The sequence below is a fragment of the Stenotrophomonas sp. Br8 genome (assembly GCF_014763005.1).
Lineage (GTDB): Bacteria > Pseudomonadota > Gammaproteobacteria > Xanthomonadales > Xanthomonadaceae > Stenotrophomonas > Stenotrophomonas lactitubi.
The window spans coordinates 219,262-232,236 of sequence record NZ_JACGTN010000001.1 but is presented as its reverse complement, the minus strand read 5'-3'; the positions used below and the strand labels follow the sequence as shown (position 1 = coordinate 232,236).

11 protein-coding genes are annotated in these 12,975 nt (G+C 66.6%); 1 reads left to right on the top strand and 10 read right to left on the bottom strand.

Going from position 1 to position 12,975, the window contains the following annotated elements; genetic code table 11:
- Positions 1–61: 61 nt before the first annotated feature.
- The 7 genes from gnd to H3005_RS01060 all read right to left on the bottom strand — a co-directional run bounded on the left by gnd (position 62) and on the right by H3005_RS01060 (position 7,446).
- Positions 62–967 carry a phosphogluconate dehydrogenase (NAD(+)-dependent, decarboxylating) gene (gene gnd / locus H3005_RS01090; protein ID WP_100553570.1) on the bottom strand — a complete coding sequence of 302 codons (906 nt, stop codon included), beginning with the start codon at positions 965–967 and terminating at the stop codon, positions 62–64.
- 10 nt (positions 968–977) lie between these two features.
- Positions 978–2,216: a hypothetical protein gene (locus tag H3005_RS01085; protein ID WP_100553571.1), complete on the bottom strand. Its 1,239-nt coding sequence runs from the start codon at positions 2,214–2,216 to the stop codon at positions 978–980.
- Between the two features lie 17 nt (positions 2,217–2,233).
- Positions 2,234–2,851 carry a DUF2242 domain-containing protein gene (locus tag H3005_RS01080; protein ID WP_100553572.1) on the bottom strand — a complete coding sequence of 206 codons (618 nt, stop codon included), beginning with the start codon at positions 2,849–2,851 and terminating at the stop codon, positions 2,234–2,236.
- Positions 2,852–3,027: 176 nt separating this feature from the next.
- The gene (locus tag H3005_RS01075; RefSeq protein ID WP_100553573.1) at positions 3,028–5,205 is read right to left on the bottom strand and encodes a carboxy terminal-processing peptidase; all 2,178 of its coding nucleotides are present in this window, start codon (positions 5,203–5,205) and stop codon (positions 3,028–3,030) included.
- 233 nt (positions 5,206–5,438) lie between these two features.
- The gene (gene lipA, locus H3005_RS01070) at positions 5,439–6,449 is read right to left on the bottom strand and encodes a lipoyl synthase (RefSeq protein WP_191077421.1); all 1,011 of its coding nucleotides are present in this window, start codon (positions 6,447–6,449) and stop codon (positions 5,439–5,441) included.
- A gap of 17 nt (positions 6,450–6,466) precedes the next feature.
- Positions 6,467–7,147 carry a lipoyl(octanoyl) transferase LipB gene (lipB, locus tag H3005_RS01065; RefSeq protein WP_229979891.1) on the bottom strand — a complete coding sequence of 227 codons (681 nt, stop codon included), beginning with the start codon at positions 7,145–7,147 and terminating at the stop codon, positions 6,467–6,469.
- A gap of 20 nt (positions 7,148–7,167) precedes the next feature.
- Positions 7,168–7,446, bottom strand: a complete 279-nt coding sequence (locus H3005_RS01060; RefSeq protein ID WP_032975372.1) for a YbeD family protein — start codon at positions 7,444–7,446, stop codon at positions 7,168–7,170.
- Between the two features lie 281 nt (positions 7,447–7,727).
- Between H3005_RS01060 and H3005_RS01055 the strand changes: the two genes are divergently transcribed.
- Positions 7,728–8,801: a lipid A deacylase LpxR family protein gene (locus tag H3005_RS01055; protein ID WP_089236932.1), complete on the top strand. Its 1,074-nt coding sequence runs from the start codon at positions 7,728–7,730 to the stop codon at positions 8,799–8,801.
- 312 nt (positions 8,802–9,113) lie between these two features.
- On the opposite strand, the gene H3005_RS01050 is transcribed toward H3005_RS01055, so the two are convergent.
- The 3 genes from H3005_RS01050 to mltB form a co-directional block, all read right to left on the bottom strand.
- Positions 9,114–10,331, bottom strand: a complete 1,218-nt coding sequence (locus tag H3005_RS01050) for a D-alanyl-D-alanine carboxypeptidase family protein (RefSeq protein ID WP_180166051.1) — start codon at positions 10,329–10,331, stop codon at positions 9,114–9,116.
- A gap of 102 nt (positions 10,332–10,433) precedes the next feature.
- On the bottom strand, positions 10,434–11,669 hold the full coding sequence (locus tag H3005_RS01045) for a septal ring lytic transglycosylase RlpA family protein (RefSeq protein WP_191077420.1): 1,236 nt from the start codon (positions 11,667–11,669) through the stop codon (positions 10,434–10,436).
- Positions 11,666–12,811, bottom strand: a complete 1,146-nt coding sequence (gene mltB / locus H3005_RS01040) for a lytic murein transglycosylase B (RefSeq protein WP_191077419.1) — start codon at positions 12,809–12,811, stop codon at positions 11,666–11,668. The genes H3005_RS01045 and mltB overlap by 4 nt, the downstream gene beginning before the upstream one ends.
- Positions 12,812–12,975 lie beyond the last annotated feature (164 nt).

Genomic DNA, 12,975 nt, shown 5'->3' with positions numbered 1-12,975 from the left:
GTGTCGACCTTGGTCGACACAGTAGATCCACGCCATGCGTGGATCTACGTCAAACCGGTACTTACGACTTCTTGATGGCGTGGCCGCCGAATTCGTTGCGCATTGCCGACAGCAGACGGTCGGTGAACGAGTTCGACTCGCGCGAACGCAGGCGTTCAAGCAGGGACAGGGTGATCACCGGCGCCGGTACGTCCAGCGCAATCGCTTCGGCGACGGTCCAGCGGCCTTCGCCGGAATCCTCCACGTACGGTGCGATGCCATCCAGCGAGGGGTTGCGCTTGAGGGCTTCGGTGCTCAGATCCAGCAGCCACGAACGCACCACACTGCCGTGGCGCCAGACTTCGGCCACCTGGGCCAGGTCCAGTTCCATCTCCTGCTTGCGCTCCATCAGCGCGAAGCCTTCGGCGTAGGCCTGCATCATTCCGTACTCGATGCCGTTGTGGACCATCTTGGTGAAGTGGCCTGCGCCGGACGGGCCGACGCGCGCCCAGCCGCGGTCCTCGGCCGGTGCTAGCGTGCGCAGCAGCGGTGCGATCTGTTCGACCACCGCTGCATCGCCACCCACCATCAGGCTGTAGCCTTCCTGCAGGCCCCACACGCCGCCGCTGGTGCCACAGTCCACGTAGCCCAGGTCATCTTCGGCCAGCGCCTTGGCGCGACGGATCGAGTCCTGGTAGTTGGAGTTGCCACCGTCGATGACGACGTCACCTTCGGCCAGGTGCGGGCTCAACTGGCCCAGTGTCTGGTCCACGGTCTCGCCGGCCGGCACCATCAGCCACACCACGCGCGGCACCGGCAGCGCGGCCACTGCGGCGGCCAGCGAATCCACCACCTCCAGGCCGGCCTCGGCGGCGCGCTGGCGGGCGCCCTCGCCCGGGTCGTAGCCGACCACGCGGTGGCCACCGCGGTGCAGGCGCTGGGCCATGTTGGCACCCATGCGGCCGAGGCCGATCATTGCAATATCCATTGTTTCACCTTCAGTTGGGGTCTAGGGTCAGGCTGCCTGGCCTGCCGGTGGCTGCGCAGTGGCGCAACTGCGCCTCGCGCCAACGCCGGTAGAGCGTGGTATGCAGATTGTGCAACGCCAGATCGATGGAAAACGGCGTACGCGGATTGCGGTCGAGCAGGCGGATGACGTGGTAGCCGACAGGACGTATACCGCGTGGGTGCGCGTAGATCACGAACTGCTGGTAGAACGCATCGTCCAGCAACTGATCCATCTGCTGCACGACGTCACGATAGCGCGGGGCCAGCTGCTCACGCAGCACCGGATCGCGCTCGTACAGCAGCCGCTCGAAATAGCGTTGACCGACGCGCGGAATGCCCTGCGCCAGCTGCCACAGGGCACGATTGCGCTGGTCGTACCAGGCCAGGCCGCCGTGCGCGGCCAGCGCCTGCGCGGCACCCTCGCCCACCTCCACCACGACGAAGTTCTCCGCCTGGTTGCTGAGATCGTCCAGCGTGCCTTTGTCGAATACGTGTTCGATGAAGCCAGGCAGTCCGGCGAATGCCTGCCGCCCCATCGCCGAGGTGCGCACGGCCTTGCCGTCGGCCAGGAACTGGCCGGCCTGCGCGCCCAGCAGGATGCTGTCGGTGTCGTGCAGGCCAAGGAAGGTGCCGATGGACAGTTCGTCCGCAGTGAACTCCGCATCGAAGGCCGCATCGCCGTACAGCTCGCGCTGCGTGGCCAGCTGCGCGACCTGACGGCCGACACCGCACTCGGCGCGCACGTGCCCGGTGTAGAACGCATCCAGTGCGCGGCTGTTGCTGGCAGCCGGTACATACCCACGACCGAAGCTGCGCACCCGCTGCCAACCCTGTGCCGGGGCGCCGCGTGCGCCAAAGCCGATCCAGCCCAGCTGCACACCGGTGAAGCGGAAGGATTCATTGTCCTGCAGTGCCTGCGTAGCGCGTTGCACGGCACCGCCCAGTTCAAAGGCGTAGGCACAGACCGTGGCCGGGTCGTCCAGCAGCTGCTGCAACAGAGCCTGCCGATCGGCGTCAGCCATCGTGTCCGGCCAACGCACGCGCAGATCACCGGCCGCCTGCGCCTCGGCCAGCGAGGTTCGCGTACAGACCGGCCCACCGTGTACCTGCGGCGCGGTGATCGCGGTGGTTTCAAAGCGCCACCCCAGCCGCTGCAGCAGGCCCTGGGTGCACTCGGCCGTAGCGGCCAGCGCGCTCAGGGGCCAACCCAGCAGCAGGGCCCATGCCATCACCCTGCCGCGCACGTTCAGCCCTGGTCCGTCGCTGCCGGCACTGGTTCGGGCTCGGGCCCGGCCGCAGGCTGCGGCGACGCGGCCGGTTGCGGTTGCGGCTCTGCTTTCGCTGTCGCCGGCAGGTACTGCTGCAGGCGCTGGAAGAAGCGCCGATAGAACTCGGCATCGGTGATCGTGCTGCTGGCCACTTTCACCAGCGAGTCGTCATTGCTGCCGAACGGCAACGACACCGAGCCCAACGCGCCCACGCCGACACTGGCCGAGGTCGGGCTCTTCTTCAGCGCATAGCGATCCTGCACGGCGCTGACGAACACCAGCGCCTGGCTGCCACGCGGCGCGCACGAGATACGCAGCACCAGTTGTTCGTGGTCATCCTCGCGCGGCTGGAAATTCTTGTTGCCTTCCACCTGCGCGTCGTCGGACCGTGCGATGGCATAGCCCTGGCTGAGCAGCGTGCGCCGTGCCGCCTCGCAGGCTTCGGCCGGACGCCCATCGACGGTGCGCGAGAACGTATCCCCCGAATCGAAAGACTCACGCAGCACTGTGCTGTCGGCGGCGCGACCACCACAGGCGGACAATGCCAGGGCACTGGTGGCGGCCAGCAGGGAAGCAGAAAGAAGGGAGGCCCGCATGGGTACTCCTGCGAAGACGGTAACCCTGAGGGTAGCCCCCTGCCCGTGTGCACCGGGTCGAAAACACCGGCCCCCTCCCCCACCGTTGTTCCCGGTTCATGCAAAAAGGGGACGGAGGGGATTAAGTCGTTTGTGCTACTAACGACTTAATCCCCTCCGTCCCCTTTTTCACTCAATCAGTCGGCCCAGCGGCCTGCGGCGGTGGACTGCGGCAGCACCTGTGCCGACAGCGGACGGTCGGCCTCCAGCAGGTTCACTGCGTCGGCCAGGATCGAGGCCGATTCACGCAGCAACGGGTCCGGGCGCTTCTCGGCGGCCTTCTCGCGGGCGGCATCCTTGACGATGTCGCGCTCGTTGCCGGTCAGGCCGTCATCGCTGCTGTCATCGGCCAGCGGGTCCAGGGCCAGGCCCAGTTCCTTGCGTACGATCTGGCGCTGCTTGCGCTGGGTGTCCTGGCGCTCGCGCTCGGCACGACGGGTTGCTTCATTCAGCGAGACGTACTTCTTCGCTGCTTCGGTACGGAACTGCTCCACGTCCTCGTTCCACCACTGGAACTCCTTGTCGGTGGCGATACGCGCGTCGTGGCGCGTTTCCAGCTTGGGCAGCAGCGGCGCGAAGTTGCCGTACTGGGTGTGCGGCACTGCGGCGATGCGGGTCCACGGCAACGCGTTGTCGTAGGTGCTCTCGCCGAACTCGGTGGCATCGACGCTGGCCGGGAACGCCAGGTCCGGCACCACACCCTTGTGCTGGGTGCTGCTGCCACTGATGCGGAAGAACTGGGCGATGGTCAGCTTCACCTGGCCAAAGCGCTGGGTTTCGCCGCTCGGCCAACGGTCCAGGTCGACGATGTTCTGTACGGTGCCCTTGCCGAAGCTGGTTTCACCGATGACCAGGCCGCGACCGTAGTCCTGGATGGCACCGGCAAAGATCTCCGACGCCGACGCCGAACCACGGTTGATCAGCACTGCCAGCGGGCCATCCCATGCCACGCCCTGGTTGCGGTCGCTGTTGACGGTGACGCGGCCACCGGATTCGCGCACCTGCACCACCGGACCCTGCTCGATGAACAGACCGGTCAGCTCGATGGCTTCATCCAGCGAACCACCACCGTTGTTGCGCAGGTCCAGCACCACGCCGTCCAGCTTGTCGGTCTTGAAACCAGCCAGCAGCTTGGCCACGTCGCGGGTGGCCGACGCATAGTCGGCGGCGTTGCGACGACGGCCTTCGAAGTCCTGGTAGAAGGTCGGCAGCTTGATCACGCCAACCTTGCGTGCCGGCTCGCCATTGGTGGCCGGGATGGTCATGGTCTCGCCCTTGGCGGCCTGTTCGGCCAGGCGCACCTTCTGCCGGGTCAGCACCAGGGTGTGGTGCTTGCCGTCGACGCCGGCTTCGGCCGGAATGAATTCCAGCTTGACGTCGGTGTCCTTGGCGCCACGGATCTTGGCCACCACATCATCGATGCGCCAGCCGATCACATCTTCCACCAGCCCGGACTTGCCCTGGCCGACACCGACGATGCGGTCACCCGGCTTCAGCGTGCCATCCACAGCCGCCGGGCCACCGGCGATGATCTCGCGGATCACCACCACATCGTCCTGGCGCTGCAGCTGCGCGCCGATGCCTTCCAGCGACAGCGACATCGCCTGGTTGAAGTTCTCGGCGGTACGCGGGGTGAAGTAATCGGTGTGCGGATCAACCGCGCTGGTGTAGGCGTTCATGAAGAACTGGAAGGTGTCTTCGCCCTTCAGTTCGTTGACCGACTTTTCCAGGGTGGCGTAACGCTTGTCCAGCGTCTTGCGGATGTCATCGGACTTCTTGCCGGCCAGCTTCAGGCGCAGCCAGTCGTTCTTCACCGACTTGCGCCACAGCTCGTCGAGTTCGGCATTGGAAGCGGCCCACGGCACCTCCTTGCGGTCGTACTCGAAGCGCTCGTCGGTGGTGAAATCCGGTTCCTGCTTGAGCAGCTTGCGCGCATAGGCCACACGCTCGCCGACGCGCTGCTTGTAGATCGCGAACACCTGGAAGGCCGGCTCCAGTTCGCCGCCGCGGATGGCATTGGCAATGCCGGCCTGGAACGGTGCGAAGCGGGTGATGTCGGCCTGGGTGAAGTACTGCTTGCCGCCGTCCAGCGTCTCCAGGTAGCGCTTGAACACATCCTTGGAGGTGGCTTCATCGAGCGCACGCGGGCGGTAGGCGTAGCGGCTGTCGGACAACAGGCCGTACACCAGCTTGGAGGTGGTCACCTGATCGGCGGTGGCGGCAGCCGGCAACGCCGGTGAGTCGGCCTTGGCCGCCAGCGCCAGCGGCGCGACCAGCGCCAGGGCCATCAGGAATGCGGGGGCTTTGAATTTCATTGACGTGCTCGAAGGCGCCTTGCCAAGGGGGAGACTGCAGGGTGTTCAGACACCGCGACAGTGCCGAAAGTTGCCGGGTTTGTCACCCGCCCACATTCGGTGGAAAACCAGCCTAGCGGGGCCGGTGTAGCAAATTGTGAATGCAGGCGAAGGCGTGCGGACCAACGGTCCGCACCCACCATGGTGGTGGTGACACCCATCGGTAGCGCCGGGCCATGCCCGGCGGTAACCGCTTACTGGACGCCGGCGCCCTTGGCCTGCACGTCGGCGTGGTACGACGAGCGCACCATCGGGCCGGAGGCCACGTGGCTGAAGCCCAGCTCGTAACCGTAGACTTCCAGCGCCTTGTAGTCTTCCGGCGTCCAGTACTTCAGCACCGGATGGTGATGCGCGGTCGGCTGCAGGTACTGGCCGATGGTGATCATGTCCACGTTGTGCGCACGCAAGTCGCGCATGGTGGCCTTGATCTGTTCGAAGTCTTCGCCCAGGCCCAGCATGATGCCCGACTTGGTCGGCACGTCAGGGTGCTGCGCCTTGAAGTTCTTCAGCAGGTTCAACGACCACTGGTAATCGGCACCCGGGCGCACGTTGCGGTACAGGTCCGGCACGGTTTCGATGTTGTGGTTGAACACGTCCGGCGGATTCTGCGCAAGGATCTCCAGCGCGCGCTCCATGCGGCCCTTGCCGCGGAAGTCCGGGGTCAGCACTTCGATGCGGGTGCCCGGCGACTTCTCGCGGATGGCGGTGATGCAGTCGACGAAGTGCTGGGCACCGCCGTCGCGCAGGTCATCGCGGTCGACGCTGGTCACCACCACGTACTTCAGGCCCATGTCGGCCACGGTCTGGCCGAGGCTGGCCGGCTCGTTGGCATCGGGCGGCTTCGGCCGGCCGTGGGCCACGTCGCAGAACGAGCAGCGACGGGTGCAGACCTCGCCCAGGATCATGAAGGTGGCGGTGCCGTGGCCGAAGCATTCGTGGATGTTCGGGCAGCTGGCTTCTTCGCACACGGTCACCAGACGGTTCTCGCGCAGCTTGGCTTTCAGGTTCTGCACGGCATTGCCCGAAGGAATGCGCACGCGGATCCAGGAGGGCTTGCGCAGCACCGGCACGTCGGCGAACTGCACCGGCGAGCGGTTGATCTTGTCCCCACCCATCTGCTTGACCCCGGCCTGCAACGGCGCGGTGGACGGAAGCTCGGCCTGCACGATCTGCAGGGGAATGGTGCGGGCAGTGGTTTCAGTCATGGCGTTTCCGGGGGCGGTCAGGCGGCCGCAGAGAGATCAGGCAGTTCAGGCACGGGCTGCAGCAGCAGGCCGAACTGGCGGGCCAGGTGGTCCAGCAGCACCGGCTTGACGGCGTCCATCCCGGACGGTCCGCCCAAGTCTAGCACCGTGGTCACCTGCAACCCCTCGTAACCACAGGGGTTGATGCGGTGGAAAGGGTCAAGGTCCATGGCCACGTTGAAGGCCAGGCCATGGAAGGTGCAGCCGCGGCGCACGCGGATGCCGAGCGCGGCGATCTTGGCGCCGCCGACGTATACGCCCGGCGCGCCGTCGAGCCGTTCGGCACCGATGTTCCACTCGGCCAGCGTATCGATGATGGCCTGTTCGATGCGGCACACGTAGTCGCGCACGCCGATGCCCAGCCGCGGCAGGCGCAGCAGCGGGTAGATCACGATCTGGCCGGGGCCGTGGTAGGTCACCTGGCCGCCGCGATCGACGTGGACAACCGGGATCTCGCCCGGCGCCAGCACGTGTTCGACCTTGCCGGCCTGGCCCAGGGTGAACACCGGATCGTGCTCGACCACCCACAGCTCGTCGAGCGTGTCGTCGTCGCGCTGGTCGGTGAAACGCTGCATGGCGTGCCAGACCGGTTCGTAGGGCTGGCGCCCCAGGTCACGGACCACCGCCGGGCGCGGCGGACGCGCCTCGGGGGCCGCCACTTCGGCAGGGCAGCTGACGGCTACACCGTCCACTTCACTTCCGGGTGGTCGCGCAGGGCCTGGTGGGCCACGTCGTACTGTTCACGGTTCTCGGCCCGGAAGACCAGGCGCACCGAGACGTACTTGCCGTTGGACGAATGCTTCCAGCTGATGCGCTCGTTCACCACGTCAACGCCAGCAGCCAGCAGCAGGCGGGGGAGTTCATGCTCCAGGCCGCGGTTGGCCGGGCCCATCGCGCTGAGCTCGAACTGACCGGGGAACTGGAAGCCGTGTTCGGGATTGTCGGACTTGATTTCCATGCGCCCATTATCGGGCCGCAGGGCAACAAACCCAAGAGTATTCATATAGGCCGGCGGCACCGCAGGCGGGCCGCTGCGTTGCAGCTGAACATCCATTCAGGCCCGGACCCGGGTCTCAGGGCCCCCGCGTCCATCCGCGCAGCTGCCCCTGCGGTAACCAATTGTGTCGATCAGACAATGTTGTTTTCGGAACAGACAAGTGATCCCAGCGCGCTCGTTCCGTCACAGCACCGGGAGTAACGTGTCGTTGCATAAAACGACAAACAAAAGCCCCCTTCCCGATGATCATCCCATCCATGCGTCACCTCGCAGCCTTCGGGCTGTCCGGCCTGCTGGCCACCGCCCTCCCCCTTTCCGCCCAGGCGGCCGAACAATGCGGCCCGGACGCGATGCGCGAGCATCCGCCGCAGGTCAATTTCCGCGTCGACAACGACCTGTTCGGCGGCCGCCACCAGGACCAGGGCTATACCAATGGCGCCCAGCTGACCCTGGTCTCGCCCAACCTGGTCGACTACACCGATGACCCCTGCCTGCCGCGCCTGGCGCGCTGGGTGAACAGCCACCTGGAAGCGCTGCACCCGGGCAAGTTCGAACAGCAGAACATGATCTTCAGCGTGGCCCAGGGCATCTTCACCCCTACCGATCCCACCCGCAGCGACCTGATCGAGGATGACCGGCCGTATGCCGGCGTGCTGCTGGTCAGTTTCGGCTTCAACGCGCGCAGTGGCGATCGCCTGCAGACCACCCAGCTGTCGCTGGGCGTGGTCGGGCCGTGGGCGCAGGGCAAGCAGGTGCAGGACGCCGTGCACAGCGTGCTGGGCGATGAGAAGTTCAAGGGCTGGGACAACCAGCTGCACAACGAACCGGTGTTCATGCTGACCCACGAGCGCATGCGCCGCTGGCCGGGCGATGCCAGCATCAATGCCGACGGCTGGGGCTGGGATGCGATCAGCCACTACGGCGGTTCGATCGGCAACCTGGAAACCAAGGCGAACATCGGCGGCGAAGTGCGCTTCGGCTGGAAGCTGCCCGACGATTTCGGTAGCACCCCGCTGCGCCCGGCCGGCGAGAACACCGCGCCGACCCGCGGCGGCAAGCCGTCCGGCTGGTCGTGGCACCTGTTCGCCACCACCGATGCGGCGTGGGTGATCCGCGATATCACCCTGGACGGCAACACCTTCCGCAACAGCCACAGCGTGGACAAGCGTCATGTGGTCGCCCAAGGCGGTTATGGCATCGCGGTGATGCGCGGCCGCTGGAAGTTCGCGATGGCGCGCTACCACAGCACCCGCGAATTCGATGGCCAGCGCCAGTCGCCGGTGTTCGGCAGTTTCACCGTCAGCCGCTCGCTGTAAGCAATCGGGCTGAGGGTGGTGCCGGCCGCTGGCCGGCTCCAGGCATAGCCGGATGGGCTGGTGGTAGTGCCGGCCGCTGGCCGGCTCCAGGTATATCCGGATGGGTTCATGGGGAGCCGGCCAGCGGCCGGCACTACCCGTATCTAGTCGGGTTCATGAGGAGCCGGCCAGCGGCCGGCACTACCCGCATCCGGGCGGCATCGTGAGCGGCCGGCATTACCGGCATCCGGACGAGTTCATGCGGAGCCGGCTCCCGGAACAGAAAAGGCCGGCATTCGCCGGCCTTTTCCGTTCACCGCAGCACGCTGCGGATCATTCCGATTCCCACCACATCCAGAAGCTGTCCCACAGGCGCTTGAAGAAGCCGGCCTGCTCGACCGCAGCCACAGCCACCAGCGGCGCTTCGGCCACCAGCTTGCCATCCAGGGTGACCTTGACGGTGCCGATCTGCTGGCCAGCGGTGAACGGCGCTTCCAAGGTCTTGGGCACGTCGATGCTCGGCTTCAGGTCGTTGTAGCGACCGCGCGGCACGCTGACCAGCATCGGCTGGGCCACGCCCAGCTGCACCTTGTCGGTGGTGCCCTTCCAGACCTTGTGCTCGGCCACGGCCTTGCCCGGCTCGTACAGGCGGTGGGTTTCGAAGAAGCGGAAGCCCCAGTTCAACAGGGCCAGGCTGTCATCGGCGCGCTGCTTTTCCGACGCGCCGCCCAGCACCACGGCGACCAGACGCTGGTCACCGCGCTGGGCCGAACTCATCAGGCAGTAGCCGGCTTCGGAGGTGTGGCCGGTCTTGATGCCGTCCACGCTGCCATCGCGCCACAACAGCAGGTTGCGGTTCGGCTGCTTGATGGTGCCGACCTGGAATTCCTTGATCTTGTTGTACGCGTAGGTTTCCGGGTAATCGCGCACCATCGCGCGGCCCAGCAGGGCCAGGTCGTAGGCGCTGCTGTGATGGCCCGGGGCGGTCAGGCCGTGGGCGTTCACGAAGTGCGAGTTCTTCATGCCGATCTTGGCGGCGTAGCTGTTCATCAGCGAAGCGAAGGCTTCTTCGCTGCCGGCCACGTGCTCGGCCAGGGCGATCGCGGCGTCATTGCCGGACTGGATCGCCATGCCCTTTTCCATGTCTTCCAGGCGTGCGGTCTGGTTGACCGGGAAGCCGCTGTAGCTGCCGTCGGTGCCGGCGCCACCTTCGCGCCAGGCGCGTTCGCTCATCATCACCTGGTCGTCGGGACGGACCTTGCCGTTCTTGACCTCGGCAGCGATCACGTAGGACGTCATCACCTTGGTGATGCTGGCCGGGGCCAGCTGTTCGTTGATGTTCTCGCCTGCCAGCACCTGGCCGGTGGCGTAGTCCATCAGCACCCAGGCCTTGGACACGCTGGGTGCCGGCGCCGGCGGCGTGGCCACGGTAGCGGGGGCAGCGGCGGCGGCAGGCGTCGGGGTGGCCGGGGTCGGCAGCGGCGTCTGGGCGGAGGCCAGACCGACCACCAGGGTGGCGGCCAGGGCAGTGGCGGCGGAACGGAAATTCATGGGACAGCAGGCTCCAGGGGACGGCCGGAAAATGAAGGATGGGACAAGGTGGCCATTGTAAGGCCGGGGTGGCAAGGGCCGGCAGCACCGGCCCGGGCGGAATCAGTCCTTGACGATCTGTGGCGAGCCAAGGCCCAGACCCGAGATGCGCCCGGCAAGTTCCGCCGCGCTGGCGTGGTCGCTGGCAGGTACCCGCAGGCGCCACAGGGTACGACCACCGGCAGCAATGTCGCTGATGGTGGCACCGACGATGCCGGCAGCGTTGAGCTGGCCCATCGCCCGGTTGGCGTTGTCGCGGCTGGAGAAACTGGCGACCTGCAGCATCACCGCGCCCACTACCTTCTGCGACAGGCTGGCCGGGGCCGGGCTGCGCGGCATGGCGGTGGCCACGACCGGCGCGGCGGGACGCGGTGTGGGTGCGCTGGGCGGCAGACTGCTGACCGCCACCTCCGGCATCGTGCTGACGGCGGCCTGGGTGGTGGCCGGCTGGCCACGCGCCGGCGCCCCATCGGCAGGCAGGCGGTTGACCAGGCGATCGATGTCGCTGTCGGCAACCGCGCGTGCGGCAGGTGCGGGGCGTGCGCTGGCGACAGCAGCAGTGGCCGCCGCCGCTTCAGCAGCACGGCGTTCGCGGCGCGACGGCTTCTGCGCCATCAGGTTGGTTTCACCCGGCTGCACCGCGCGCACTTCCACGTTGCCGGTACCGCGCTGGGTGATGCCCAGGCGCACAGCGGCGGCATAGCTGAGATCGACCACGCGGCCATCGTGGAAAGGACCACGATCATTGACGCGCACGATCACCGATTCGCCATTGTCCAGGTTGGTCACGCGGGCGAAGCTGGGCAGCGGCAGCGTCTTGTGCGCGGCGGTGAACTGGTACATGTCGTAGACCTCGCGGTTGGAGGTCAGACGGCCGTGGAACTTGGCGCCGTAGTACGAAGCGGTGCCGCGCTCAACGTAGTTGCGGGTGTCGTCGAGCACCTTGTACTGCTTGCCCAGCACCACGTAGGGCGATTTGTTGCCGATCGCCGAGCGGTCTTCATTGGTGACCAGCGGCTCGGGAATGCAGGCCACGTTGGGCACATAGCTGGGCGTAGTGTCTTTCACGCCCGGCTTGTACAGGCCACCGGCGGTGTAGTTGCCACGGGTGGACAGGTCCTCGGTGGCGGCCGCGTACGGCGAGCCCTCCGGACAATGCGCCGGACGCCCGCCCTTGCCCTGCACCACCGTGCCGGACGGCTTGCCACCATGGCCGGCGGTCGCCGGCTTTTTCGGCGCGCTGCTGCAGGCGGCCAGCGCGAGGACGATCAATCCAGGGACCAGCCATCTGATGTTCATGCCGGGGGCAGCTCCTGTCCGGCAATGGCCTGCGACAACTGGAACACGGCCATCGCGTACATCTTCGAGAGGTTGTAACGGGTGATCGCGTAATAGTTCTGGAAGCCCAGCCAGTACTGCTTGCCGGTGCTGCCTTCAAGCGTGATGGGGGTGGCGGTGGCGCCCGGCTGCACCGGTGCGCTCGGCTGGTAGCCACGCTGGGCCAGATCGGACAGCGACCAGGTGGGCATCCACTCGGTCGGGTTGAACTCTTCGCGGCCGGCAGCGAGCGTGGCCGGCACAGCAACCTGGCCGCCGCGCACCCAACCGCCCTTCTTCACGAAGTAGTTGGCGATGGACGAGAACACGTCGTCGTAGCTGGTGAACAGGTCACGGCGACCATCGCCGTTGCCGTCCACCGCGTAATCCAGATAGCTGGAGGGCATGAACTGGCCCATGCCCATCGCGCCGGCATAGCTGCCCTTGAGCGTGGTGATGTCCAGCTTTTCCTCGCGGCCGAGCTCGAACAGCTTGGCCAGCTCATCGCGGAAGAACAGCTCGCGGCGCACTTCGCGTTCCAGCTTGGCCGGGTCGCCACTGCGCGGGTAATAGAAGGCCAGCGTATACAGCGCGTCGAGCACGCGATGGCTGCCGGCATTCTTGCCGTAGCTGGTTTCCACGCCGATGATCGCCACGATCACTTCAGCCGGCACACCGGTGCGCTGCTGTACGCGGTCCAGTTCAGCGCGATGCTGGGCAAGGAACGCCTTGCCGCCATCGATGCGCGCCTTGCTGATGAACATCGGCCGGTATTCGTTCCACGGCTTGACCCGTTCGGCCGGGCGCGACATGGCGGCGATGATCGGCTGGCGCACCTGCGCCTGGTCGAGCACGTTGCGGATCTCGTCGGGCTTCAGGCCGTAGCGCTTGGCGGTGTCGGCAATGAACTTGGCGCGCGCGGTTTCGAACGGCACCGGGGTGAGATCGACCGGCGCAGCCGTAGCGGCTGCCGCTTCCGGCGCGGCTTCGGCCGGGCCCTGAGGCTTGGCCGCCGGGTGGCGCGGCGTACTGCTGGCCTGGGGCGAAGTCGGAGGGGACGTCGGCTGGGTCGCACAGGCGACCAGGCCGAGGGTGAGCATGCAGGCCAGAGAACGTCGAATCATCACCGCAGGTTAGCAGGTCATGGATGAATTAAAACCCCTAAGACCATGAATCACAACGATTTGCTCGCGTTCAGCGAGAAATGTGAAGGCGTCGTGATTGACCTGCCCCATTCAGGCAGAGGTTGCCGGTTGCGTCCCCATCCCCGCAGACGCAACCGGCCGCC